Consider the following 25,757-nt stretch of genomic DNA (forward strand, 5'->3'; position numbering starts at 1 on the left):
TCTGGGAGGAAAATAATGAAATCTAAGAAAATCTTTATCGCAGCCCTTTCACTAGGCCTAGCTTTTGCTACAACAAATACCCAAGCACTAGCAGCATCTACTCAAATGACAGAATCTGAACAAGCTGAATTTAATGAAAGAAAAAATAATGGTATAGAAACTCAAACAAAGTTGCGAGATGAAGCCGAAAAGTATACAAAAGAAGTGGAAAATCAAAGAAAAGCAGCACAACAATCTTTTGACCAATCTAAGCAAGCAGTGAATAACTTAGAAAACGAGATAAATAAATTAAAACAAGATTTATCCAATAATCCGGAATATAAAACAGATATTGAAAACCAGCTACGCGATAAAGAAAGCCAACTAGATATCAAAAAGCAGGAAACAAAAGAATTAGAAGCTGAATTAAGACAAGCAAATTTATTATATGATAAAGCATCTAATCAACAGTCTAGACATCAAAAGCTCATTAATGATTATGGCAACCGCGATATAAAAACCTTGTTTGATCTAGATAAGATTGAATACAGGTATGAAGTAGTGGGTCATTATCTAAATGGAGATCTAACTCTTGAACAAAGAGATGCTTTTACTAGGGAAGTAGAAAAAGCAAGCTCATATGAGGAACTAGAAAACATAAAAAGTAAAGTGGCAAATGAAATTAACCCAAATGCCAACTCAAAAGAAAATCAAAAAGACCCTGCAAGCGAAGAAAAAACACAAAGCCCAGAAAACCCAACAACAAATGAAGAAAACTTAGAAAAAGAAAACAATGGCGAAACTCCAAATCCTGACAAAGAAATAGCAGACAAAACAGAAGTAAAAGAGCCAAGTCAACCACAAGAGCCTAAGCCAGAGGAAGAAATAAATAAAAAAGGCCCAGAAGCTAAAGATCCAACAGAAAAACAAACTACAAACAACGATAAAGAAAAAACTAGCCCACAAAAACAAGGCACAACAAACAAAACAAAAACTAAAGCAATAGAAACAATTGTCCTAAAACCAGAAAATCAAAAAATCAAACTACTAGAAGACTTACTTCAAAATCCAGCAACAGTAAAAATACAAAACCAAGACGGCACAGAATACACCACCACAATAAAAATCAAAGAAGAACCAATTGTCAAAAAAGACACAATAGAGCTAAAAGAAGATCTAGAATACATCAAAAAAGGCACACACAAGATATCAGACCTAAAAGCAAAACGCGACAAACTCGAAGAAACTATCCAAAACAATCGACAAACAGTCAAAGCCATCAGCATCCTAGAAGAAATCGCTCCACAAACAGTAGCCAAATATAGAGCTCCAATTAATGACCTATTAACAAAATCACAAAAATTATTAAAAGAAGCAGACTACGCACTAGCAGAATACAATTACCTTTTAAGTAAATAAATGAAGATTTATAAATTGCAAAAATGGGTAAATACCAATAAAATATTAGTAACAATAAAAAACAAGGAGAAGAAAATAATGAACAAAAAATTATTAACAGCAGCATTATCAGCGACCCTAGTACTAGGATTTGGTACACAAAACGTACACGCAGCAGACACAACAATCCCAGCAGAAGTTGGAGATCAAACAGTAAACACAAGAGAAGGCGGAGTTGCTGAAACAGCAAGAGATGGAAGAGAAGAAAAAGAACTTACAAAAACAGACAGCACACTAACACCAGCAGACGGCGACACAAAAGTATTCCCAGCTAAAAACGAAAAGAAGCAGAAAATACAAACAATAACACAACAAATCCAACTGGCAACAAGGAAACAACCCCAGCAGACGGTGGCAAAAAAGTATTCCCAGGCAAAGAAAACGAAAATAAATCTGGAGAAAACAAAAAAACAACCCCAGCAGACGGTGGCAAAAAAGTATTCCCAGGCAAAGAAAATGAAAATAAATCTGGAGAAAACAAAGAAACAACCCCAGCAAATGGTGGTAAAAAAGTATTCCCAGGCAAAGAAAACGGAAATAAATCTGGAGAAAACAAAGAAACAACTCCAGCAAATGGTGGCAAAAAAATCTTCCCAGCAGGAGAAAATAATACAAAATCAGAAAAAAACAACAAAGCAAACGACAAAAAGAAAGTATTCCCAGCAAAAGGAAAAACAGAAATGAAAGCAGAAGTTAAAAAAGACAAAGAAGGCGGATCAAACCCAAAAACAGGTATAGCAACAGGCGCAGTAGCAATGACAGCAGCCCTAGCAACAGCAGGATTTGCCGTTTCTAAAAAAGAAAATAACTAATAATTGAAATTATAAAAGAGAGGAGCAATCCTCTCTATTTTTTGTGAAAAATGGATGAAATGAATGAATAAATAAGTAGATTTAAGCAGTAAAGAAGATTTCTCCACTGCGAAGTCTATCGACTTCTCCGGTCGAAATGACAATCTGGGGGATAATAATTCTCCCAGCCCTCTATCCTCACTTCCACAAAAAAAGTCCCACTGTCACCCTGAGCGCAGCCGAAGGGTCTCCAAGGATTGCATTAACCCGAAACAAGGCAATTAAAATAACAAAAAGCCAAGGATGACAAACTATTAAATAACCATTCCCCACAGTCCCATGTCATCTCGACCGTAGCGAAGCGAAGTGAAGAGATCCAGCGCAGCGTCAATACAAAAAAAGGTTGCATATGCAACCAACAATATTCCCTCAAACGGACATCGCGAAGCGATTCCTACCTTAAAAAACGCATCCCGCGTAGGGACCGTTTAGGGGTGAAGTTTGCGGGGTGCTTTGGAGGGGGTATCGGAACCCCCTTAAAGTGGCCCTCCAATAATCGAAGTATAAGAATAAATATGAATATTAACTATATGACCAAAATAAAATTAAATAAAACACAGATTTCTCCACTCCGAAGCCTACCGCCTTCTCCGGTCGAAATGACAGTCTAGGGGGAAAATCATTCCCTTAATTTCTTGTCATCTCGACCGTAGCGAAGCGAAGTGGAGAGATCTAGCGTAAGCGCATATAAAAAAGGTTGCGTAAGCATCCTACCATATCCAAAAAAAGAATTCGCTAGCGAACTTCTACTATTCATTGCTCCACGCAGTGGCAGACGGGGTGCAATGGGTCGGGGGTCTGGGGAAGGGCATAAGGGGCCTGTCCTCAATCAGCCGGACGGGCTAGTTGCCCCTAGCGCCCTGCTCCCCAGAGTTCGAAGTATAAAAGTAAATGAAAACATTACCTACATGATCAAAACTAAACAAAAATAAAAAAACAGATTTCTCCATGCGCTACGTTCCACTCGCTTAGTCGAAATGGTTAATTATATTCATAAAGGATCCAGCGCAGCGCAAACACAAAAAAAGAGGTTGCCTAAGCAACCTACCTTATTCTACCCAACCATCCTAATTCCAAAAGTTATCCTTTTCATCATCTTTTACAAGCCACACTATCCCAGCTACAGCAGCCGCACCAAAAGCGATTTTGCTAAGTGATAGGCCTTTTTTATTTGCCTTTGCCTGAGACTTATAGTGTTTTTTGATACTATAAATATCCCTTTGATATGGATCAGTTATATAATTTCTCATCCCTCTATAATCATTGCCATAATACACACCATTTAGCTGATAATCCGCTGGAGTATCATGAGCACTTTCCACATTTACTGCTAGATCAATAGCAGCTGGATGATGGCTTACACTTTCTTCTATATAAGCATCTCTTCTAAGATGAGGACTGTGGCCAATCTCACTCTCCCTATACACCATATTGCCATGGTCTGCCTCAATCACCACCCTAGTATCCCTAGGTATTTCGCGATAAGACTTATTATTTACTAGCTCATTTTGGGCAAACTTTGGCTCATCAATCCTGTCAATAGTCTTAGTTTCAGGTTTTTTCGCAGGCACAGCAGTTTTTTCATCCACCACATCATTACCAGCAGGCTCAAAAACCTTATTATCTTCTTTATTAATAGTCTTGATAGCCACCCTCTCGCTATTTTCCACATGGGAAGGCTTCTTATTATCCAACACAAAAGCTTTTTTACCATGATTATCACTTACTTTAGGGACCGCATCAGATGCCGCCAAATCATCAATCTCCACATCACCAGCATTCACACCGCCAAAACCAAAGCCAGTATAAAGCTCTTGTCCACGGTCAAGCTTGCGCTCCTTAAGCTCATCGATAGACTTATCCTTCACCTCAGAAACATCATCATAAGGACTATCAAGGATATCATCAGTGTCCTTACTCTGCTCCACAGGACTGCTCCCAGTTCTCTTATCCAAATCAGCCATAAAATCCCTCCTTAAATATTTTTAGAAAATATTTATAAAATCTTTTTATTATCTTTATTATATATGCCATATATACCCAAAAATCACGGGGGAAATATATTTGATTAAAATGTTAAACTCTATCATTTAAAAAAACAACATTCAATCAATAAATTTATAAAAAGCCATAGACAAAATAGACAATAGATGGTACACTAAATGACATATAAAGACAATAAAAGACTAAAAAAATCCCCGCTAAAAAAATCAAAGATTTCCCACGGTTGAAACGACAAATGAGGGATAACCATTCCCTCAGTACTTGTCATCTCGAGCGCAGTCGAGAGATCCAGCGAAGCGCCACCACAAAACAGTAAAAAAGATTTCTCCACTCCGAAAATCAAAGATTTTCTCCGGTCGAAATGACAATCTAGGGGAAATCATTCCTCCAGACCTTTGTCATCTCGACCGTAGCGAATCGGAGAGATCTAGCGTAAGCGATACAAAAAAGATTGCAAAGGCAACCATCAATATCCCCTCAAACGGACATCGCAAAGCGATTCATACCTTAAAAAACGCATCCCGCGTAGGGACCGTTTAGGGGTGAAGTTTGCGGGGTGGTTTGAAAAAAAGCCTGTCCGGCTAATGGAGGACCCTCCATGGAATGGTCTTGCGAAGCAAGATACTTTGGAGGGGGGTAATAGCCCATCCGGCTGAATGAGGACGAACCCCCTTAAAGTGGCCCTCCAATAATCGAAGCACAAAAGTAAATACAATCATTACCCATATGACCAAAATAAATTTAAAACTAAAAAAGATTTCTCCACTCCGAAAATCAAAGATTTTCTCCAGACCTCTGTCATCTCGACGGGAGCGAAGCGAAGTGGAGAGATCCAGCGCAGCGTCCACCACATAACAGTAAAAGACATAGATCCAACCACCCAACGCCTAGACTCAAAATTATAAAACAAAAAACAAAAGTAAATAAAACCACCACCTACATAACCAAAATAAATAATATAAAACAAAAAAAGAAAGGAGCCAACCATGCACCCACAACCAAAAACCCAAATCGCCATCCTCCCAGAAGAAATCAAAAACTTCGGCATAGGCGCTAGACTCTACACCACAACCACCACCCAGCTAATCGAGCAAACACCCACCCTCTACCTAAACCAGCTCTACAAACTCCACGGCAAAAACAAAAAAGAAATGGACGCCATCATAAAAAACACTCTCCAGCTCAGCAAAAATATGCCCTACATCATAGATGCAAACCACGTCTTCTTTGGATTCAAATACCGCACATCTACCTACGACAAAGACACCAGAGGCTTCGTCAACGTCACTTTCGTAGACCATATAGAAGACACCACCATCCACCTTACCACAGGTGAAACCATCGAAACCCTCAATACCTTTGACACCCTAAACACCAATAAAAACAACGCCAAAACCATGCTCTATCGTGAGCAACTCATCTCATCCGTAGGTTTCTTCGACGCCATAGAGACCATCCGCGCCACAGTCAGCCGCGAAACCAACCCAAAAGTTACAAAAATACAACAAAAACCCCTTGACTAACAGCAAAAAACTGCTAAAATAAATATAACTATCAATATCAAATAATGGGTGATAACCATAAACATGAGTGCAATAAATATCGATAGTTATAAACAAAATAAGCCCAGCTTTTCCAGCATATCTAAAGAAAAACAAACAAACTTTAGACATATTGCAAAAAGGAAGCTCGGTTATTAAAACACTAGCCTATATTACAAACATTAAAAAATACACAAGCAGCACAAATTTGTAGCAAATGTGGATATTCTTGTAAGTATATTTTTTAGATATATTGAGAAATTCATCAAATGTGTTGCAAAAATGTAGATGTTGGTGTAATATAGATAGTGTAAAGTGAGTACTATTTATTACGCAAATAAAATAGTAGTTAAAGAACTAACAAGGAGATACTATAATGAAATTAAACAAAAGAATTGCATCAGGTGCATTAGCACTAGCATTAGTTACACCAGTAGTAGCTAACGCTGCACAAGACACAACTTATGTTACAACAAAACTTCCAAAAACAGTTGAAGACAAAGTAGAAGTTGATGGAAAAACATTAACAAAAGCTCAATTTGAAAGAGCTTTAGAAGAAGCTAGCAAAGATTATAATGCATACCTTGCAGCTAAAAAAAATACAGACTCTTTAAAAGAAGCTTATGACACAGCTGTAGAAAGATACAACAAAGCTTATGATGAATTCAAAGCACAAAACATTGTTGATGCTGATGGTAACGTAATAGGAAAAGCAGAAGTTCAATCAAATTTTGATATTGCTTTAGAAAATCTTAATAACAAAAAAGATGGTGAAGCTTTAACAGAAGAGAAAAACTTTGCTCTTAACGATGGAAAAGTTAGAATCGTAGAAGATAACGCTGTAAAAGCAGAAGATCAAAAAGACTATGACCTTACAGAAAAAGCAGATCTTAACCTTGCAAGTGGTGAATTTGATCAAGCAATCGATAGAGCTAAAAAAGCTTACAAAGAACTAAAAGAAGCAGATTCAAAAGTTAAAGATGCTCAAGAAAAATACAGAGAATACACAACAGCTTCTCAAGAAAAAGATAGACTTGAAGAAGAATATGAAGCAGCTAAAAAAGAATCAGATAGACTTGAAGGAAAAAGCAATGCTAGCGTTGCAGCATTAAAAGGATTTGCGGAAGCATTCAACGTTATCGTAACAGCTACAAACAACGGTATCGAAGTTAAAGATGACGACAAAACACCATCTAAAGACAAAATAACAGATGAACAACTTGCTAAACTTCAAGAAACAGTTAAAAACGCTAGAGAAACTCTAAAAGCAGTTGAAATCTTAAAACAATTCATGCCAAACACATCAACAGCAAACATTGAAAAACTTGACAAAATTGCTGCTGAACAAAGAGTTGCATTAGAAAAAGCTGAAAAAATCCTTAAAGCTAACAACATTACAGCATCTCTATTCTCAACAGCTTACGCTGCAGAAGAAGAAGCTACATCTGAAGACGTTGACGCTCTTATCGATGAACTTGAAACAAACGACAAAGAAATGAAAGATCTTATGAAAGAAATCGATAAAGACGCTAAAAAAGACGACGAAAAACCAGCTGACGACGACAAAAAAGATGACGAAAAACCAGCTGACGATGACAAAAAAGATGATGAAAAACCAGCTGACGACGACAAAAAAGACGACGAAAAACCAGCTGAAAACAAAGACAACAAAAAAGATACAACAAAAGTTGTAAAAAGAACAGCTAACAAAAAAGCTGGTTCAAACGCTAAAACAGGTATCGCTGGTGTAGCTGGCGTTGCAGGTGTATTAGCAGCAGCTTCAGTAGCTTACGCAGCAAGCAAAAAAAATAACTAATTTTAACAATTAGCTTATAAAACTTAAAAATTAAATAAAAGTCACACTAAGAGTGCACTCGAAAAGACTTTAAAATTTAAAAAGTAATAGTAACCGCGGTACTCACTTGAAAATGCTCCCACCAAATAAGGTGGGAGTATTTTTTTTCATGACCTATCCCGATTCTCATAAAGAAGAATCAAGGAAAATCAAATGCCGCGAAATACAACCAAATAACCATTCCTCCAGCCAAGCATTATTTCGACTAAGCGCAGCGCTACTCCAAAACAGTAAAAAGATTTCTCCGCTCCGAATCCTAACGGCTTCTCCGGTCGAAATGACAATCTAGGGGATGACCATTCTCCCAGCCCTCTGTCATTTCGACCGTAGCGAAGCGGAGTGGAGAGATCCAGCGAAGCGCAAGTACAAAAAAAGGTTGTAAAAACAACCAACACTATCCCATCAAACGGACATCGCGAAGCGATTCCTACCTTAAAAAACGCATCCCGCGTAGGGACCGTTTAGGGGTGAAGTTTGCGGGGTGGTTTGAAACAAGCCCGTCCGGCTGAGTGAGGATGAACCCCCTTAAAGTGGCCCTCCAATAGTCGAAGTATAAGAATAAATATGAATATTATCTATATGACCAAAATAAATTTAAAAACAAAACAGATTTCTCCATGCGCTACGTTTCACTCGCTTAGTCGAAATGGATAATGATATTCCCCGGAGATCCTTCGACTCCGTTACACTCCGCTCAGGATGACAGACAGAGTATTTACAAAATAAAAAAGATTTCTCCACTCCAAATCCTAACGGATTTTCCAGTCGAAATGACAAACTATGGGGATAATCATTCCCGCAATTGCTTGTCATCTCGAGCGCAGTCGAGAGATCCAGCGAAGCGTCTACAATAAAATAGTAAAAAGATTTCTCCATGTGCTACGTTTCACTCGCTTAGTCGAAATGGATAATGATATTCCCCGGAGATCCTTCGGCTCCGTTACACTCCGCTCAGGATGACAGACGGAGTAGTTACAAAATAAAAAAAGATTTCTCCACTCCGAAGCCTACCGCCTTCTCCGGTCGAAATGACAAGTCTGAGGGATAATCATTCCCCAAATAAACAAATTAAACTCCAAAAAACCAAATTTAGCAAAAAGACATTTAGCAAATATCTTCCCCAATTGGGTATATATCAATAAGGACAAAGCTTATTTTAGAAGAGGAAGGACTTTTTTTATGAAATTTCTAGTATTTTTAGCAAACGGCTCTGAGGATGTGGAGGCCATCACTGTTATTGACTATTTGCGTCGTGCTGATATTGATGTGACCACTGTTTCTATCCATGAGGGCACTGATATTACTACAAAATCAAATATTATTATAAAAGCTGATGCCAATCTTTCTGACATCAACCCGAAAGATTTTGACGGGCTATATATCCCTGGTGGCACCAAGGGTGCGGAAGCTCTACGTGATGATGATCGTGTCATTGATATTGTAAAAACTTTTAATGATGAAAATAAAATCATTGCGGCCATTTGTGCTGGACCTATTGTCCTAAATCGTGCAGGTGTTTTGGCTGACAAACGAGCTACATCTTTTCCAGATATGAAAGATGATATCGACAATTGCCTAGAGTATGTAGATGACCAATTAGTCGTAACTGATGGCAATATCACAACCAGCCGTGGGGCAGCAGTGACTGTTTATATTGCTATGCGCTTAGTTGAAATTATAAAGGGTGCGGATGCAGTAAAAGAGCTAAAACATGGTACTCAATACGAGGCTGTAGAAAATTATTATGGCATTTCTTATGATTATCTATCAAATGATGAGGAGTAGGCTATGAATGGTGTAAATAAAATTTTTGTCCTAGGCGGGGCAGGGTTTTTGGGATATCCTACCATAAAAGAAGCGGTAGCCCGTGGTTATGCGGTAAGGACTGCGGATGTGGTGGATTTGCCAGACGAATTAAAATTTGCTGATGATGCAAATGTAGAGTTTATAGTCCAAAACTTTTTTGCCCTATCAGATGCAGAAATAATCGAGATGATCCGCGGTTGCGATTCTTTTGTCTATGCAGGCGGGGTTGATGAACGCATAGTCCCAGAAAAGCCAGCTAGGAAATTTTTCTATGAAAAAAATGTATTGCCAACAGAAAGAATAGCAAGACTAGCCAAAGAAGCAGGAGTCAAAAATTTTGTCCTATTTGGCTCATATACATCAGAATTTGCAGAAAAAAATGAATATTTAAGAGAAAATCTCTACCAAGAGGAACCATATGTAGAAACCAGACTCCTCCAAGAAAAGGCTGCAATGTATGCAGGCGAGGGATCGATGAATGTGTCTGTCCTAAGGCTGCCACAAATATTTGGTACTATGCCAGGCAAAGTACCACTTTGGTCAATGTTTGTAGATATGCTTAGAAATCAAGAATTTATGCCAGTAACCAGCGGAGGATTTGCCACCATCACAGCAAGTGCGGTAGGACAAGCAGCTATCAGTGCATTAGAAAATGGCAATCACAGAAAAACTTATGCAGTGGCCACAGGATATATAAGCTACGAAGACTTTTACAAAAAAATCCTAGAAGTCCTAGGACAAACAGAAACGACAAAACTAAAAGTAATGAATTTCGAAGACTTAGAACAAGCCTACAAAGAAGACGAAAAACTAACCGACCGCGAGGGCATAGAACACGGTATCAGACAAGTAAATATGCTAAGAGCAAACAGCATGGAATTCAAACTCCCAACAAACATAGCCTATGATGAACTAAGAGTAAGAGAAGAAAACGTAGATGCAATAATAGATGAAACATTGAGGGCATCAGACTTTAGGAGAGAAGAAAAATAGCAAAAAAACTAGAGGCAAAAGCCTCTTTTTTGTTGGGAAAAAATCTAGAAAGTAGCGATACGGTATGAATGCAAAGTCAAGAAAAAAAACGCGAAAGATTTCTCCACTCCAAATCCTACCGGATTCTCCGGTCGAAATGACAAGTTTGGGGATAATCATCACCATAACCATCTGTCCTCATACCCACAAAAAAGCCCCACTGTCACCCTGAGCGCAGCCGAAGGGTCTCCAAGGATTGCATTATCCTAAAACAACGCAATAACAATAATTAAAATCCAAGGAGATCCTTCGACTCCGTTACAATCCGCTCAGGATGACAGACGAGTAAGAAAGGAAAAATAGAAAAGATTTCTCCGCTCCAAATCCTAACGGATTTTCCGGTCGAAATGACAAGTCTATGGAATAATCATTCCCTCAATTACCTGTCATCTCGAGCGCAGCCGAGAGATCCAGCGTCAGCGCAATCATTATCTTAAGTTTATATAAAAAATGAGGATTCAATGATATATTTGGCTATAAATATAAAAAAGACAAAGGAGTAATAATGGAGCGCTTATATTACGTATATATGATTACAAATTACACCAACTCCACTCTTTACATAGGTGTAACAAATAACCTCTACCGACGCATGGATGAGCATAGCAAGAAGAAAGCAAATGGATTTACTTCTCATTATAATATTTATAAGTTAGTTTATGTAGAATCCACCACAGACGTTTACGCTGCACTGTCTAGAGAAAAACAACTTAAAAATTGGAGTAGGCATAAGAAAGATAGACTGGTCAATATGCAAAATCCAGAATGGAAAGATTTGTTGAAAGAATGGGGTGGTGGGAAAAAGTAAATAAAAATGTCATTTGAAAAATGCAGTGGCTAGATTTCTCCACTCCGAAGCCTGCCGTCTTCTCCGGTCGAAATGACAAATCTGAGGGATAATCATTCCCTTAATTGCTTGTCATCTCGACCGAAGTGAAGCGGAGCGGAGAGATCCAGCGTAAGCGCAAATACAAAAAAGGTTGCAAAAGCAACCAACTCTTTCCTCTCAAACGGACATCGCAAAGCGATTCCTACCTTAAAAAACGCATCCCGCGTAGGGACCGTTTAGGGGTGAAGTTTGCGGGGTGGTTTGAAACAAGCTCGTCCGGCTAATGGAGGACCCTCCATGGAATGGTCTTGCGAAGCAAGATACTTTGGAGGGGGATAGCCCGTCCGGCTGAATGAGGACGAACCCCCTTAAAGTGGCCCTCCAATAATCGAAGTATCAAAATAAATATAGATATTATCTATATGACCAAAATAAAAAAAATTAAAACACAGATTTCTCCATGCGTTCCGTTCCACTCGCTTAGTCGAAATGGAAAATAAAATTCCCAGGATATCCTTCGGCTTCGCAATTTAAATAAAAAACCCTAAATTTCACCACAAAAAAACCAGGACCTAAGTCCTAGTTTTTTTCCAAATACGCTTTTAACAACTCATAAAGTCCATTTAACCCCTTTACATGTGTTCTTTCATAGCCATGGCTTGCTGCGACACCGCTTCCTACTAATGCGTGGCGGAAGTCGTTTGCGCTTGATACTGCTGCTGATGCGTCTGATCCGTAGAATGGGTAGATGTCTATGGCGTAGTCTATATTGTTTTCTTTTGCTGTTGCTATTAGCTCGTTTGTTAGGTCAAAGTTGTATGGACCGGAGCTGTCTTTTGCACAGATTGATACTTTGGTTTCGTCTGTTTTTAGGTCATCATATACCACTCCCATATCAACTGCTATCATATCTGTGATGCCTGCTGGGTGGCCGCTTGCTGCTCCGTGGCCTACTTCTTCATAGATTGTAAATGCAAAGTAGAGTGGACGATTTATTTTTATATTTTTTTCCTTGATTTCTTTGGCAAGGGCCATCAAAACTCCGGCGCTTGCCTTATCATCTAGGTGGCGGGATTTGACAAATCCATTATCTACCCTAAATCTTGGGTCTAGGGCTATGAAATCTCCTGCGGCTATGCCAAGTTTTTCTGTTTCTTCTGCTGAGTTTGTAATCTCATCTATGACTACTTCCATGTTGATATCATCACGTTTGATCTCTTTTGGGTCGGATGACCCGTGGACTGCTGGGTTATTTATTCTTAAAACACCGCTATATTCTTTGCCGTTTCTAGTAATGATTGTCACATTTTCTTGCTCAGCGTATGATAGAGGGAATCCTCCAAGTGTTGTCACTCTAAGTCTACCGTTTGATTTTATGGATCGGACCATTAGTCCTAGGGTATCGACATGAGCTGACATTAATAATCCGTTTTCATTTCCTGGATTGATTGGGACTATTACATTACCCTTATTGGATTGGTATGGTTCATAGCCCATTTTCTTAAATTCTTCTATCAAATATGCTTCGGCTCTTTTTGTGTATCCTGTAGGTGATGGGGTGTTACAAAGTTCTTCTATATATTTTAAAATTTCTTCCTTCAATTTTTTTTCTCCTTAATTGGCACTTGAAGCTGATGATGCTTGCTCGCGGTCTATCATATCATTTAAGCAAATGACAAGGGCCATTAGCTCTTCTGTGTAGTTTTCGTCAAATATAGTTAGTTCGTAGGTATCTGTTAGAGTAAATATTTTTCTGCGGACTGCTCCTATATTTTGCCCAGCTCCGTTTTTGATATCAAAATCATAATGGAAAATATTTCCTACTAGGTCTAGGGTCTCATCCTTCATATAAACATGGACCCTGTGTTTGAAAAACTCGAACTTTTGCTGAATAACCATAGAGGAATCGTCAGCAAATGAAACGGTATACCTTGGGAAAAATGCTAATATTTCACGGTCGATATTAAAAATTTCGTGTCCGTTTTGGTTGCTTACTGCTGATTTGTAGCCAATAAAGGTAAAATCTTGGTCTAGGTAATAGGCTTCTCTGCCATTTTCATCCAAAATTGGATAATGGTCGGTGATTTTGAAAAATTTTTCCTTAAAATATAATTTTTTCATATATTTATCCTTTACTTCCTTTAAACTTTTTTCTATTATATAATATTTGTAAGAATTAACAAATCTAGGGGGGACATATGATTTATCTAGTTACGGCGGTTTTTCTAATCCTTGCTGGTGTCATTTTTTATAGGGGCAAGGATATAATTCTAAGACCTGACATCAACAAAATGGATATCATTTCCATAGTGATTGTCTGGTTGATTTTTGGTGCATTTGCGTATTTTGTAAAATTTCGTATAGGCGAGACATTGATTATGTGTATAGTCATGTCAATTTATGTATTGGCAGCTAGATTTAATAGGGGATTTTTGCCAGATGGATTTATTTTCCAAGGCAATATTTCTTTTATCAATCAAAGACACAAATTTTCTGACCTAAAACAAGTCAATTTTACTACTGAGGATGCCCAAGCTGTTTTTACTCTTGTTATCAATTCCAATTCTATCGACACTTGGAGATTTCCTATTGGAAAAAAGGATGAAATCTTAAAGATTTTTAAAAGCCATAATGTTCCAGTTGTTTATAAATAAAAAGTCTAAAAAGCTAGCTGCTTTTTAAACTTTTATTTTTTATTATTCTTCGTGTGAGATACAGCTAACTGGGCAAGATTCTTCTGCTTCTAGGGCAGATTCGATAAATTCTTCTGCTACATCTCCACTGATAGCTTCTGATACATTGTCATCATTCATAGAAAAAACATCTGGACAGATTGTTTCACACATACCACATCCGATACATTCATCTTGGTCTACAAAAAATTTCATATATGCCTCCTAAATTTATTACTATTTTTCTAATATTTATATACCCAACTGCTGATAGATTTTGCTTTCTTTAACGGCCACCGCCGCCACCTCCACCAAAACCTCCAGCTCCTCCGCCAAAGGATGCTGAGCCACCGCCACCAGCAAAGGAAGTACTTTCTCCTCCAGAACTTGCTGCGTGGGAGTAGTGGCTGATATGATGGATCATGTGGTAATTATAAAGTCCATAATAGGTGTAATCTGGATATATATCTACAAAACTATCATAAGTTTGCTCACTTATGCCGTATAGGGCTGCAAATATCATATATTTATCCAAGATTTCCATATCTTCTATTTTGGAAACATCGATTTTGTCATAATTTTCTAGATAATTTTTAAATCCTACAAAGTTTTTATAAAGCTCCATACCCTTTTGGGTTAAGTGGTTTTTTACTTTAACTTTTCCATTTCTTTTTACTTTTTCAATTTTTTCTACATAATCATTTTCTATTAGAGCTTTCATACTTAGGTCATCTATTCTTTGGATGAGATTTACTAAGGATTTATTTCTTTTTTTCATATAATTTTGAAATGATGATTGGGTGATTTTGCCATCGCTTCTTTCATTTGCCGCACCCATTAGATATCCAAATAAATCTTCCTCAATTTGGCCCATATTTTTAGGTTTGTGGTTTATGGATAATTGATCTAGAGATTTTTTAAAGATACCATGGTCTTTTTTATCCTCTATGAAAGTTAAGGCACCCTCATTTATCCATTTTAAGAAAAAAGCATTAATGAGGCGGTCAAAGTTTTGAGAATTTGGGTAGGCATTTGTTACAATGACATATAGGTCTTCTAAGTTTCCCTCGTATGGGATTTTGTCATAGTTATATGTTTTGATGTTTTTTACATCTGGTATTTCTTTTATATTGCTAAACTTAGTTTTGTTTGCTTCTTCAACTGCTTTTTTTATTCCAAAAGCAGCAAATCCTACACCTAATAGGGCAATGATTGCACCGATAAGGATTGGGAAATCAGATTCTTTTGTCATTTGAGCAGTTCCCTCACTATTTTCAAAATCTGCTCCCTCAAAGGCTTGATCTTTGTAATCATCAAAGGTCTTATCTTCCCTATAACTAGTATTGAAAGTCCCTTTTGGGAATTTTAGCAAGATTCTACCCTTGCTGATTGCACCATTTGTTTTTGCAATTATAGATCCGTTTTGATTGTGTATGTCTCCTTCAAAACCAAAGGCCCACATTTTTACATTTTCATCCATTGGATCGTATGAGTTGATTTTTATGGTAAAATTATCTGGTTTTGGATCTAGATATGCTCCTACAAATTCAAAAAATAGCATATCGCTATCATTTAGGCCGATTATAATTGGATTTATTTTATAATTTAGCTTATAAAGATTGTCTTTGCTTCGATTACTAATCCCCCAGCAAAGCTCAACTTCATCATCCTCATCGATACGGCCGTATTTATAGGCCTTTTGTTCAAAATCTTCATCTACATTCCAAGGACTTTTTTCGTTAAATTTTTTGCCATCCATGGATACATAAAAGTCATCGATTTTTAGTCCCTTTAGATTTTCGATTTTTTTGTATCTTTCTGTAAAGTCATTGTCAGTCTCATCTATTTGCCAATCTTCGCTAACACTTCCTATACCATTTTTGTCGATATCTATATTTATATCTATATGGTCAAAGTCATCTGCAAATACAGTTGTTGGCAATAAAATTACTATGCTGAGTACTAATAGTTTTATTATTTTATGTACTTTTTTCATCTATCCTCCTTAAAATCTTTGATTTTCAACTATTTTATACCCATTAATTAAAAGTAAAAATATTTATCCAAATCTTATTGACAAGGGTAAAAACATCTTGTAAAATTGCATTAGATTAAGCCCTCAAAAAACTTTTTTGGTGGGCTTTTATTGATTAAGAAAGGTAAATTTATGCAGACAAACATTTTAAAAAAAGCTTTTGATAAGATTACAGAAAGTCCTGCGCGTGTATTTACTATTGGATTTTTGATTGTCATTACCTTGGGTGGTCTTATTTTGTCAACTCCTTTTGTAACTCAAAGTGGAAAAAGAACAGGCATCATTGATGCATTTTTTGTAGCAGCGAGTGCAACTTGTGTAACTGGTCTTACTCCTGTAAATACGGGCATGTATTGGAATACTCTTGGCCATGTTGTTATTATTATTTTAATACAAATTGGCGGACTTGGAGTTATGTCTATAGCTTCCTTGGTGCCATTGATACTTAGAAAAAAAATCGGCCTAAAGTCTAGGCAAATTTTAAGAGACCAATTTAATATTGAAAGCATGGCTGGAATGATTAATCTTTTTATATATGTATTAATCTTTACTTTTTCAGTTGAAGCCCTAGGAGCATTATTTTTAAGCTTTCGTTTTGTCCCAACTTATGGTCTGGGCAAGGGCATCTGGTATGCAGTTTTTCACTCGATTTCTGCTTTTTGTAATGCGGGTTTTGATATCTTAGGTGATTCTATTTATCCTCTTAGGGCAGATTATTTGGTAAATATTACCATTATGCTTTTAATAATTATTGGTGGTCTTGGTTTTATGGTTACTAGTGAGATTTTTTATAGGAGAGATTTAAAGAAAATTTCTACCAATTCAAAGCTAGTTTTAGTTATTACTTTGATTTTGATATTAGTAGGGGCCTTTGGTTTTTATTTATTGGAGTCACTACAAGGTGGTGTCCTAGATGGTGAAGGATTTGGTCCGGGTATGTTAGAATCATTTTTCCAATCAGTTGTAGCAAGAACTGCAGGATTTTATTCTGTGGATTTATCTAAAATAAAGGTATCTACTTCACTTTTACTTATAGGATTGATGTTTATAGGTGGATCTCCAGGTTCTACAGCTGGTGGTATAAAGACAACTACTTTTGGTGTTTTAGTTATAGCAACTATTTCTGTAATTAAAAATGAAAAGGAACCTGTAGTTTTTGGTCGTAGTATATCTGATGAGAGTATAAAAAAAGCTCTATCTATATTTATGATATCCCTTACAATAGTACTTTTAGTAAGTTTTACTATTTCTATAACGGATAATTTTAATTTTATAGATATCTTATATGAAACAACATCCGCTCTTGCAACGGTTGGAGCTTCTAGGGGTATTACTCCAGAACTTTCAAGGATAGCAAAAATACTTTTAGGTCTTTGTATGTACTTAGGTAGGATAGGTCCTATGACTATGGCCTATGCTTTTGGACTAAAAGCAGAAGATAAGATGATAAAATATCCAGAAACATTTATAAGTTTAGGTTAGGAGAAATTATGAAAAAAAATATTATTGTACTAGGAATTGGTAGGTTTGGACAAGCAGTAGCTACTAACTTATTTGAAAGAGGAGTTTACGTTACGGCTGTCGATGGAGACTATAATAAGATAGAAAAAATTGCTAACTACGTATCTAGTGCTATCCAAGCGGATATAACAGAAGAAGAAGCTATGAAATCACTCGGTATCAGCAACTACGATGTGGCTATCATAGCTACTGGTAGAGATCTAGAAGCTTCTATAGAAGCTACTCTTATTTGTAAAGATAGCGGTGTTGGAGAAGTAATTGCAAAGGCAACAAGCAAATCCCATGCAAGAATTCTAGAAAAAATAGGGGCAGATGCTATTATATTTCCAGAAAGAGATACGGGTGAAAGATTAGCAAGAGTGATAGCTGATCCAAATCTTATTGAACTTATTGAATTTTCTGACAATTTTTCTATGATAGAAATAAAGGTAAAAGAATCATGGGTGGGACACACTTTAAGAGAGCTTGATTTTAGAAATCAATATCAAATGAACGTAGTTGGATTTTTAAGAGATGGTGAGATGATAATGGACCTAGATCCGGATTTAGTTATAAAAGAAAATGACAATTTAGTGCTCATTGGAAGCAAAGAAAACGCTAGGACTATGAGATTGACCGAGTAATCCTTTAAAATAAGCTAAAAAGGATAAGAAAAATAATTTCGAGAAAATGTTTGCATAAATTATTTTTTATGTTATAATAATATTAGCTATTACATAGCTAGGTTTTTCATTATTAATTCCTTAAAAGTTTTCCCTTTAGAAAACTAGGACTAACTTATTCTTTTCTAAAAGGAAATTGGGCTAGATGATAGCCCTTTTTCTATGCTCATTTTTAATAAAGTTTAACTCTACTTTTAAATATTATAAATCAAAGGTATAATAATTTAAAAAGATGAGGAGGAATATTATGCCTTATTATTATGGGTTTGATAGGACTTATATTTTAGTAATCATTGGTATTATTATAACTATGATTGCTCAGGCAAATGTTCAAAGAGCATTTAGCAAATATAGCAAAATCCAAACTAAAAAACACATTACAGGTAAGCAAACCGCTGATTATATACTAAGCACCAGGGGATATGACGATATTACAATAAAGAAAATAAATAATGCCATGGGAGATTATTTTAACCCAGCAACCAAAGAAGTTGCTCTCTCTCCCGAGTCTATAAATGATTCATCGATTGCATCAGTTGCAGTAGCAGCCCACGAGCTAGGACACGTTATCCAGTATAAAGAGGGCTACACTCCGCTTAGAGTAAAATCTTGGCTAGTACCAGCAGTCAACTTTGGATCAAGACTTAGTATGCCAATCTTACTTATAGGTATGTTTTTGGCTAGACAAAATTTGATAGACTTTGGACTTATATTATTTGCCCTAACACTTGTTTTTCAAATAGTAACTCTGCCAGTGGAATTTAATGCCAGTAGACGCGCCTTAGCCGTACTAGAAGAATCAGGAATGCTAGTTGGAGAAGAAAATCAATATGCTGCTGGTATGTTAAAGGCAGCAGCTTTCACATACGTAGCTGCAACCCTTGCCACAGCCTTACAATTTTTAAGAATGTTTTTACTATTTGGCAATAGAAACAGAGATTGATAAATAGACAAATTCTAACCAACCATTTGGATATTTCGCAAAAGAATTGGAGCAGACTATCCACACCGCAATGAGAGATTTAATGTAGATGAATCAGTTCTTGCAAATGGAGCTGCAATCTACGCCCAATATGCGATTGACTTTTTAAATGGTGAAAATTAAACAAAACCAACCTATAGTAAGAGCCGGCATTTTTTTAGCCGGTTTTTATTAAATTTGGCCTATATAATACATTGATTTAGAGAGTTTAAATTATAATTGCCCATACAGTTATCTTGAAAAATACTAGTTAAAAAGTACAATTTATATAGAATCAAATTAGTGATTCTTATTTTTTAACAAAATAGGTCAGAGATAGTCAAAAGGTCAGAGATTTTTCTTGACCTTTCAATATATAATTGTAAAATAAAAAGACACTTAGGAAAGTTGGTGAGTTTATGGCAGGTCTTACATCAGATATTGAGAGATTTTTAAAGGCTATGCTTGAAGAATCTACTGATGGGATGCTTGAGATTGGACGCAATGATTTGGCTTTGCAATTTGACTGTGCACCCAGCCAGATAAATTATGTGCTTTCAACAAGATTTACCCCTCACAACGGGTATCTTATAGAAAGCAAACGTGGCGGCAATGGTTTTATAAAAATTATTACCATAGTAGAAGAAGATAATTATATATCATATTTAATAAAAAACTTAAATGGGCAGATGACTGAGGCAAATGCCGATAGCTTGTTTAAGGATTTATATAGTAAAAAATACTTTACCAAGGATGAGTTTTTATTAGCAAAATATGCCACTAGCGATAAGGCTCTTTGCGGAGTTGATAGCAAAAATCGCAATGGCATACGTTCTGATATCATAAAAAATATTCTTTTAAGTGTTTTAGCGAGGAGTTAATTATGAAATGTGAAAAATGTGGCAAAGACGCTGCTGTAAGCGTTAAGGCTATAGTAAATGGACATGAGCATGACTTTTATTTGTGCAATGATTGTTTAAAATCTTACACAGATATGGGAGATGGTGCTGATCTAAACGAAGAAGGATTTCATAATCTTAATATAAATAACAAAAAGTTAGAAAGTCTTATCCAAAAGTTTGTACCATCACTGGATGATATGATCGATGGATATTATGAATATAAATACAATCAAAATAACCAACCATATTCATATGTGGAGGGACTAAATGAGAAAACTTGCCCAAATTGTGGCAATCTTGAGTCAAATATCCGCCAAGGCATATTTGGCTGTGAAGAGTGTTTTAAATTAAATGAAAGTCTAACCCAAAAAGTTTTAAAAACCTATAATAACTATGATAAATACACAGGTAGACTACCTAAAAAAGACCGTGAATTTAAGGAAATAGCTCTTGAGATTAAAACCCTCCAAGAAAAGCTAGACCATTCAATAGCAACTGAGGATTATGAACAAGCAGCTGACTTAAAAGAGCAATTAGATGATTTAAATATGAAGGTGAAAAATTGATAGATTATGCAAAAGATATAATTCTAAATTCAAATCTTTCTATTAGACGAAATATAAATGGTTTTGATTTTCCAACGACTATGACCTATGAAGATAGTGAAAAGATTGTGGAAATGATGAGGGATATTTATCCAAATGAATTAGTTTTGCTAAATGAAATAGATGATAATACTTTAAATAAACTAATAAATGATATGGTCCTATCAGAAGATGTGACTAGTAAACTTGCGCAAATTGCAGTAGTTTTTAAAGATGATTACATCTTAACAATCAATGATCGCGATCATATTGCCATAAATATTCGTAATTTTGATATGGATGTCAAAAAAGCATATCAAAAAGCAATAGAGGTTGAAAAGGAATTAGATAATAAATTTGACTTTGCCTTTAAGGCCAAATATGGGTATCTGACTAGTGATGGGCGAAATAATGGTGCAGGACTAGAAATCAGATTAAAAATGTTTTTATTTGCCCTAGTAGATGCTGAAGAATCATATTATGGTTTCAAACAAGGTTTACTTAGCCATGGCATGTACGGCACAAGATATATCCCAAGATATTATGATAGATATGTAGATGATATCTATCTTGTAAAAAATTTTGGTAATTATCGCGATGATATGGATGATTATGTCCTACAAATGAGTGCAAATATTGATGCCCTTGTAAGAAATGAAAGAAGATTTAGAAGAGATTATCAGTTACTAAATAATATTTCTGATGATGACATAATAGAACAAATAGCAATAAGTTTAAATATTCTAAACTCGGGCAAACTAAGCAGTTTAAATACAATCGCAAATGAGCTTTATAAGCTAAAAAAATATAACAAACTTGGATTTAATACTGACTTAACAAGCAATGAGCTAGATTATTTAATCTTTAACTTAACAAAAGATAAGTACAAGGGCAAAAAAGACCCGGAAAGATCAGAGTTTTTAAACTCATATATTAAGGAGAGGCAATGGAAGCTAATAGATTAAATAAATTGACCCAACAGGCAAGGCGCGAAAGCTACTCTCTAAACCACGATTATATAGGTGCAGAGCATTTGCTCCTTGCATTAATGAAAACAGGTTCTGTTGCGACAAAAGCATTAGAGGCTGCTGGGGCAAACTATGATTTGCTACGCCAAGTTGTAATTAATAACATTGGTAAAGGTCAAGCCATGCGCCCTGCAACAGAATACAGCAAAAAAGTAAGACAAATATTAGAACTAGCAAGGCTAAATGCAAATAAATACGGTCAATCTTCTGCAGGAGAAGAAAATGTATTATTTGCAATCCTAGAAGACGAAGACTCCCTAACAAACATTATGTTTTTGTTATCAGGAGTTGAAAAAGAAGTAGTAAAAAGAAATCTAAAAGAGTTACTAAATGACCAACCGGAAATGGTTGGAGCAGCAAGTGAGCTAACAGAAAATGTTTCGAAATTTGCTCGTGACTTGAACGAAGAAGCAGAGTCAGGCAAAATCGACCCGGTTATAGGCCGAGATAATGAAATAGAACGTGTCATCCAAATTTTGATGCGTAGAACAAAAAATAATCCTATCCTAATCGGTGAGCCAGGTGTAGGTAAAACTGCTATTTCAGAAGGTCTTGCCCAAAGAATTGTAGAAGGGGAAGTCCCAAAAATAATAGAGGATAAAACCATACTAAGCCTTGATCTTGCAAGCATGATTGCAGGAACAAAATACCGTGGGGATTTTGAAGATAGACTTAAAAAACTTTTTGATGAGCTAGCAACCCGTGATGACATAATATTGTTTATAGATGAGTTTCACATGGTGCTTGGTGCAGGAGCGGCAGAAGGATCAATGGATGCTGCAAATATCCTAAAACCAGTCCTTGCTAAAGGCGATATCCAAATAATCGGTGCTACAACTATAGAAGAATACAGAAAATATATAGAAAAAGACAGCGCCCTAACTCGTCGTATGCAACCTATCCAAGTAGAAGAGCCATCATTATCAGACACCAGAAAAATTATTTATGGTGTAAAAGATAAATACGAGGCCCACCATGGGGTAGAAATGACTGATGAAGCTATAAAGGCTGCAGTTGAGCTAACAGATAGATATATAAACGATAGATTTTTGCCAGATAAGGCAATAGATGTTATCGATGAAGCTATGAGTAAGGTACGCATTAAGGCTTATCAAGAAGAAGAAACAGATACAAATCCACAAGCTAAAATTGATGAGCTAGTTCATGAAAAAGAGCAAGCTGTAAAAGACCAAGACTTTGAAAAAGCAGCAGAACTGCGCGATCAAATCAACCAAGCCAGATTTGAAATCGAAGCAGAAATCGAAAAGAAAAATAAGGATAAACCAAACTTATTTATAGGCTTTGATGATATTGCAAGCATTGTTGCATCTTGGTCCAAAGTCCCAGTTACAAAATTAACTGAAGATGAAAAAGAAAAATACGCTAGCCTTGATAAGGAACTAGAAGGCACAGTAATTGGTCAAGAAGAAGCAATAGAGTCAGTAGCCCATGCTATAAAACGTGCTAGAGTTGGACTAAAAGACCCATCCAAACCAATTGGATCATTTATATTTGTAGGACCAACAGGTGTAGGAAAAACTTATCTTGCAAAATCCTTAGCTGAAAATATATTTGGATCAGAAGAGCACCTAATCCGTATGGATATGAGTGAATATATGGAAAAATTTGCAGTATCACGTCTAGTAGGATCTCCTCCAGGATATGTAGGCTATGAAGAAGGCGGACAATTAACAGAACAAGTGAGAAATCATCCATATTCTGTAATTCTATTTGATGAAATCGAAAAAGCCCACCCAGATATATTTAATTTATTATTACAAATCTTAGATGACGGTAGGCTAACAGATGGTCAAGGCCGCACAGTAGACTTTAAAAATACAATCATAATCATGACAAGTAACGTTGGTGTATCAAGTCTAAACGAAAAACAAGCAATAGGTTTTGAAACAGGAAAAACTGAAGAAAAAAATGCAGATCGTACCCGTGAAATCATAGAACGTGAGGTAAAAGATGCCTTTGCTCCAGAGTTTTTAAATAGATTAGATGAAGTAATTATGTTTAACCCACTAAGTGAAGCAAACATTGAAGAAATCACAAAACTAATGCTAGAAAAAACTAGACAAAGACTAAACAATATCGACATAGACATTACTTATGATGATGAAGTTGTAAAACTACTAGCAAAAGAAGGATTTAACGAAGAATACGGTGCAAGACCACTAGAACGCCACATCACAAAAATGATAGATGATAGACTAGCAGAAGATATCCTAGATAATAAACTCAACAGAGATGCAATCATCCACCTATCAGTAAAAGATGATGAACTAAATTTTGAAAATGTAGCAGGGCAAAAAAAGGAAGCCTTAGCTACTGAAACAGCAGAATAATCATGAGAAATAGCTACTCAAAGCCACCCTATGGGGTGGTTTTATTTTACAAATAAATACCTGCTTTTGGGTAATAATAGACTAGAAAATACTAAAAAGGTGAATATATGCAAAGAATAAAAAACATAGAAAAGGAAAGAAAATTAAGCATTGGGATTTTAATTATATCCATACTAATAATTATTTTTACCATTTTTCATGCAAGAGCTATATCGAGTACTCAATCTTTTGAACAATACCTGGCAAATTATTATAAGTTAGACTATGAGCACTATCTGGCAAATGTGAACTTTTATCGAAACTCTATAATAGTCTATCCCATAATGCTGATAATTTATACAATTTATAGCTACACCAAAACAAGTTTTGGCATTATTTATAAAATCTTAAATGGATTTTTGACCCTATTATCACTTGCAATAATGCAAGTCCAGTTTACCCCACATACAATATTTGCAAGGATAGTAGAGCTGTTATTAATAATATTATTTGTCATAATTATGCTAAGTAGAAAAAGAATCAGGAAAAATTGATCGAAATTTCTATATATAAGTAAGGAGAGAAAATGAACATATTTTTATCATCAAGTCTAGTAGGATCAAAAAATGCCTTTGAAAGATTTATTAAAAAATATCAAGCAAAAGAAATAACATTTATAGCAACAGCAGCAGAAGTTTCGCCATACACCCAGTATGTAGAGGATGCACGCAAATATTTTAAAGAGCAGGGATTTGAAATAACAGAGCTTGAAGTAAGTCAAACAGATGAGAAAAAAGTCAAAGAAATTATAAAAAATACTAAAATATTATATGTATCTGGCGGCAATACTTTTTATTTGCTTCAAGAATTAAAAAAGAAAAATTTATTAGAATTAATCAAAGAAAAAGTAGATGAGGGCATGCTCTATATTGGAGAATCAGCAGGATCAGTAATTGCAAGCCCTGATATAGCATATATAAAATACATGGACGATCCAAAAGCCGCTTCCGAATTAAAATCAACAAAGGCCCTAAACTTAGTAAATTTTTATCCCCTCCCACACTGGGGCGAAGAACCTTTCAAAGAAGCAGCAGAAAAAATCCACACGATTTATAGCCAAAGGCTCCAGCTAATAGCAATAGATAACAAAAGCGCCATTATTCATAAAGGAGGAGATAAATTTAGTGTAGATTTTGGGGTGGAGTACTAGAAAAGTAGGGTTATCTTACTTTTTTGTCTGTGATTTAATTATTATCTTCAAGGTCAAGTAATTTTTCTTTCACATCAAGTCCATAAGCATAACCGTGCATTTTTCCATCACTGCCAATAACTCTGTGGCAGGGGGTGATTATCATTAGGGGATTTTTGCCGATGGCAGTTGCAACTGCTCTGACTGCCTTTTCATTACCTATATTTTTTGCTATATCCTTATAGGTTTTTGTTTGTCCATAGGGGATATTTAAAAGTTCTTGCCAGACCTTTTGCTGAAAATCCGTGCCATGGGTTTTACATAAATCATAAATGCTAAATTCTTTTCTTTTGCCGTCTAAATATTCATTTATTTGGTCAATAATTTCGTTAGTTTCTTTGCTTTTATCATTATTTTCGTTAATTTGGTCAACTAATTCTATTTTTGTTATTTTTTGCTTATAGGATATTTTGATTATCCCAATATCTGTTGTGTAAAATGCTGTTTTCATAGCTATA

Annotated in this window: 23 protein-coding genes; 17 read left to right on the forward strand and 6 right to left on the reverse strand. The window is 35.9% G+C overall.

Annotated elements, in window-relative coordinates; all coding sequences use genetic code 11:
* Positions 1-15 precede the first annotated feature (15 nt).
* From ACKRLN_RS08405 to ACKRLN_RS08415, 3 genes are all read left to right on the forward strand, one after another.
* On the forward strand, positions 16-1,398 hold the full coding sequence (locus ACKRLN_RS08405; RefSeq protein ID WP_416334848.1) for a hypothetical protein: 1,383 nt from the start codon (positions 16-18) through the stop codon (positions 1,396-1,398).
* Positions 1,399-1,476: 78 nt separating this feature from the next.
* Entirely contained in the window at positions 1,477-2,121 is a 645-nt protein-coding gene (locus ACKRLN_RS08410) for a hypothetical protein (RefSeq protein WP_416334849.1), read from the forward strand.
* A complete protein-coding gene (locus ACKRLN_RS08415) occupies positions 2,118-2,249 on the forward strand; it encodes a hypothetical protein (protein ID WP_416334850.1) in 132 nt (43 codons plus the stop codon). The genes ACKRLN_RS08410 and ACKRLN_RS08415 overlap by 4 nt, the downstream gene beginning before the upstream one ends.
* Positions 2,250-3,355: 1,106 nt before the next feature.
* On the opposite strand, the gene ACKRLN_RS08420 is transcribed toward ACKRLN_RS08415, so the two are convergent.
* Positions 3,356-4,252: a hypothetical protein gene (locus tag ACKRLN_RS08420; protein WP_416334851.1), complete on the reverse strand. Its 897-nt coding sequence runs from the start codon at positions 4,250-4,252 to the stop codon at positions 3,356-3,358.
* Positions 4,253-5,278: 1,026 nt separating this feature from the next.
* Between ACKRLN_RS08420 and ACKRLN_RS08425 the strand changes: the two genes are divergently transcribed.
* From ACKRLN_RS08425 to ACKRLN_RS08445, 5 genes are all read left to right on the forward strand, one after another.
* Positions 5,279-5,815 carry a hypothetical protein gene (locus ACKRLN_RS08425; RefSeq protein ID WP_296142130.1) on the forward strand — a complete coding sequence of 179 codons (537 nt, stop codon included), beginning with the start codon at positions 5,279-5,281 and terminating at the stop codon, positions 5,813-5,815.
* Positions 5,816-6,209: 394 nt separating this feature from the next.
* Positions 6,210-7,649, forward strand: a complete 1,440-nt coding sequence (locus tag ACKRLN_RS08430) for a hypothetical protein (protein WP_416334852.1) — start codon at positions 6,210-6,212, stop codon at positions 7,647-7,649.
* A gap of 1,218 nt (positions 7,650-8,867) precedes the next feature.
* Positions 8,868-9,473, forward strand: a complete 606-nt coding sequence (locus tag ACKRLN_RS08435; protein WP_416334853.1) for a DJ-1 family glyoxalase III — start codon at positions 8,868-8,870, stop codon at positions 9,471-9,473.
* A 3-nt stretch (positions 9,474-9,476) separates the two neighbouring features.
* Positions 9,477-10,487, forward strand: a complete 1,011-nt coding sequence (locus tag ACKRLN_RS08440; RefSeq protein WP_416334854.1) for an NAD-dependent epimerase/dehydratase family protein — start codon at positions 9,477-9,479, stop codon at positions 10,485-10,487.
* Between the two features lie 544 nt (positions 10,488-11,031).
* Positions 11,032-11,334: a GIY-YIG nuclease family protein gene (locus tag ACKRLN_RS08445; protein ID WP_203127066.1), complete on the forward strand. Its 303-nt coding sequence runs from the start codon at positions 11,032-11,034 to the stop codon at positions 11,332-11,334.
* Positions 11,335-11,934: 600 nt separating this feature from the next.
* Here the strand turns inward: ACKRLN_RS08445 and ACKRLN_RS08450 are convergent.
* On the reverse strand, positions 11,935-12,957 hold the full coding sequence (locus tag ACKRLN_RS08450) for a M42 family metallopeptidase (RefSeq protein ID WP_416334855.1): 1,023 nt from the start codon (positions 12,955-12,957) through the stop codon (positions 11,935-11,937).
* A 12-nt stretch (positions 12,958-12,969) separates the two neighbouring features.
* On the reverse strand, positions 12,970-13,476 hold the full coding sequence (locus ACKRLN_RS08455) for an LURP-one-related/scramblase family protein (RefSeq protein WP_296142119.1): 507 nt from the start codon (positions 13,474-13,476) through the stop codon (positions 12,970-12,972).
* Positions 13,477-13,553: 77 nt separating this feature from the next.
* Between ACKRLN_RS08455 and ACKRLN_RS08460 the strand changes: the two genes are divergently transcribed.
* Complete coding sequence (locus ACKRLN_RS08460) at positions 13,554-14,009, forward strand: hypothetical protein (RefSeq protein WP_416334856.1); 456 nt, start codon at positions 13,554-13,556, stop codon at positions 14,007-14,009.
* 42 nt (positions 14,010-14,051) lie between these two features.
* Here ACKRLN_RS08460 and ACKRLN_RS08465 read toward each other — a convergent pair whose 3' ends face one another.
* Both ACKRLN_RS08465 and ACKRLN_RS08470 read right to left on the reverse strand, forming a co-directional pair.
* The gene (locus ACKRLN_RS08465) at positions 14,052-14,243 is read right to left on the reverse strand and encodes a ferredoxin (protein WP_296142115.1); all 192 of its coding nucleotides are present in this window, start codon (positions 14,241-14,243) and stop codon (positions 14,052-14,054) included.
* 70 nt (positions 14,244-14,313) lie between these two features.
* Positions 14,314-16,023, reverse strand: a complete 1,710-nt coding sequence (locus ACKRLN_RS08470; RefSeq protein WP_416334857.1) for a DUF2207 family protein — start codon at positions 16,021-16,023, stop codon at positions 14,314-14,316.
* 171 nt (positions 16,024-16,194) lie between these two features.
* Between ACKRLN_RS08470 and ACKRLN_RS08475 the strand changes: the two genes are divergently transcribed.
* The 8 genes from ACKRLN_RS08475 to ACKRLN_RS08510 all read left to right on the forward strand — a co-directional run bounded on the left by ACKRLN_RS08475 (position 16,195) and on the right by ACKRLN_RS08510 (position 25,260).
* Entirely contained in the window at positions 16,195-17,544 is a 1,350-nt protein-coding gene (locus ACKRLN_RS08475) for a TrkH family potassium uptake protein (RefSeq protein ID WP_203127060.1), read from the forward strand.
* 8 nt (positions 17,545-17,552) lie between these two features.
* Positions 17,553-18,206, forward strand: coding sequence for a potassium channel family protein (locus ACKRLN_RS08480; RefSeq protein ID WP_416334858.1), 654 nt, complete (start codon positions 17,553-17,555; stop codon positions 18,204-18,206).
* A 286-nt stretch (positions 18,207-18,492) separates the two neighbouring features.
* Positions 18,493-19,188 (forward strand): zinc metallopeptidase, encoded by a 696-nt coding sequence (locus ACKRLN_RS08485; protein WP_295882931.1) that lies wholly within the window; start codon positions 18,493-18,495, stop codon positions 19,186-19,188.
* A 437-nt stretch (positions 19,189-19,625) separates the two neighbouring features.
* A complete protein-coding gene (locus tag ACKRLN_RS08490) occupies positions 19,626-20,087 on the forward strand; it encodes a CtsR family transcriptional regulator (RefSeq protein ID WP_203127057.1) in 462 nt (153 codons plus the stop codon).
* Between the two features lie 2 nt (positions 20,088-20,089).
* Positions 20,090-20,674 (forward strand): UvrB/UvrC motif-containing protein, encoded by a 585-nt coding sequence (locus ACKRLN_RS08495; RefSeq protein WP_203127056.1) that lies wholly within the window; start codon positions 20,090-20,092, stop codon positions 20,672-20,674.
* On the forward strand, positions 20,671-21,657 hold the full coding sequence (locus ACKRLN_RS08500) for an ATP--guanido phosphotransferase (protein WP_203127055.1): 987 nt from the start codon (positions 20,671-20,673) through the stop codon (positions 21,655-21,657). Before ACKRLN_RS08495 ends, ACKRLN_RS08500 begins: the two co-directional genes overlap by 4 nt.
* Entirely contained in the window at positions 21,639-24,071 is a 2,433-nt protein-coding gene (locus ACKRLN_RS08505; protein ID WP_203127054.1) for an ATP-dependent Clp protease ATP-binding subunit, read from the forward strand. Before ACKRLN_RS08500 ends, ACKRLN_RS08505 begins: the two co-directional genes overlap by 19 nt.
* A gap of 565 nt (positions 24,072-24,636) precedes the next feature.
* Positions 24,637-25,260, forward strand: coding sequence for a Type 1 glutamine amidotransferase-like domain-containing protein (locus tag ACKRLN_RS08510; RefSeq protein WP_203127052.1), 624 nt, complete (start codon positions 24,637-24,639; stop codon positions 25,258-25,260).
* A 34-nt stretch (positions 25,261-25,294) separates the two neighbouring features.
* Here ACKRLN_RS08510 and ACKRLN_RS08515 read toward each other — a convergent pair whose 3' ends face one another.
* Positions 25,295-25,750, reverse strand: a complete 456-nt coding sequence (locus tag ACKRLN_RS08515; protein WP_203127051.1) for a methylated-DNA--[protein]-cysteine S-methyltransferase — start codon at positions 25,748-25,750, stop codon at positions 25,295-25,297.
* Between the last annotated feature and the right edge of the window lie 7 nt (positions 25,751-25,757).

This window comes from Anaerococcus sp. AH8042_DFU013_CI05 (assembly GCF_047936775.1).
Classification (GTDB): Bacteria; Bacillota; Clostridia; order Tissierellales; family Peptoniphilaceae; genus Anaerococcus.

Coding starts and splice junctions, on each gene's coding strand:
- ACKRLN_RS08425 (WP_296142130.1), top strand. CDS start 5,279: ATGCACCCACAACCAAAAACCCAAATCGCCATCCTCCCAGAAGAAATC.
- ACKRLN_RS08510 (WP_203127052.1), top strand. CDS start 24,637: ATGAACATATTTTTATCATCAAGTCTAGTAGGATCAAAAAATGCCTTT.
- ACKRLN_RS08460 (WP_416334856.1), top strand. CDS start 13,554: ATGATTTATCTAGTTACGGCGGTTTTTCTAATCCTTGCTGGTGTCATT.
- ACKRLN_RS08505 (WP_203127054.1), top strand. CDS start 21,639: ATGGAAGCTAATAGATTAAATAAATTGACCCAACAGGCAAGGCGCGAA.
- ACKRLN_RS08470 (WP_416334857.1), bottom strand. CDS start 16,023: ATGAAAAAAGTACATAAAATAATAAAACTATTAGTACTCAGCATAGTA.
- ACKRLN_RS08410 (WP_416334849.1), top strand. CDS start 1,477: ATGAACAAAAAATTATTAACAGCAGCATTATCAGCGACCCTAGTACTA.
- ACKRLN_RS08420 (WP_416334851.1), bottom strand. CDS start 4,252: ATGGCTGATTTGGATAAGAGAACTGGGAGCAGTCCTGTGGAGCAGAGT.
- ACKRLN_RS08405 (WP_416334848.1), top strand. CDS start 16: ATGAAATCTAAGAAAATCTTTATCGCAGCCCTTTCACTAGGCCTAGCT.
- ACKRLN_RS08455 (WP_296142119.1), bottom strand. CDS start 13,476: ATGAAAAAATTATATTTTAAGGAAAAATTTTTCAAAATCACCGACCAT.
- ACKRLN_RS08475 (WP_203127060.1), top strand. CDS start 16,195: ATGCAGACAAACATTTTAAAAAAAGCTTTTGATAAGATTACAGAAAGT.
- ACKRLN_RS08480 (WP_416334858.1), top strand. CDS start 17,553: ATGAAAAAAAATATTATTGTACTAGGAATTGGTAGGTTTGGACAAGCA.
- ACKRLN_RS08445 (WP_203127066.1), top strand. CDS start 11,032: ATGGAGCGCTTATATTACGTATATATGATTACAAATTACACCAACTCC.
- ACKRLN_RS08435 (WP_416334853.1), top strand. CDS start 8,868: ATGAAATTTCTAGTATTTTTAGCAAACGGCTCTGAGGATGTGGAGGCC.
- ACKRLN_RS08495 (WP_203127056.1), top strand. CDS start 20,090: ATGAAATGTGAAAAATGTGGCAAAGACGCTGCTGTAAGCGTTAAGGCT.
- ACKRLN_RS08465 (WP_296142115.1), bottom strand. CDS start 14,243: ATGAAATTTTTTGTAGACCAAGATGAATGTATCGGATGTGGTATGTGT.
- ACKRLN_RS08430 (WP_416334852.1), top strand. CDS start 6,210: ATGAAATTAAACAAAAGAATTGCATCAGGTGCATTAGCACTAGCATTA.
- ACKRLN_RS08440 (WP_416334854.1), top strand. CDS start 9,477: ATGAATGGTGTAAATAAAATTTTTGTCCTAGGCGGGGCAGGGTTTTTG.
- ACKRLN_RS08485 (WP_295882931.1), top strand. CDS start 18,493: ATGCCTTATTATTATGGGTTTGATAGGACTTATATTTTAGTAATCATT.
- ACKRLN_RS08415 (WP_416334850.1), top strand. CDS start 2,118: ATGAAAGCAGAAGTTAAAAAAGACAAAGAAGGCGGATCAAACCCAAAA.
- ACKRLN_RS08515 (WP_203127051.1), bottom strand. CDS start 25,750: ATGAAAACAGCATTTTACACAACAGATATTGGGATAATCAAAATATCC.
- ACKRLN_RS08490 (WP_203127057.1), top strand. CDS start 19,626: ATGGCAGGTCTTACATCAGATATTGAGAGATTTTTAAAGGCTATGCTT.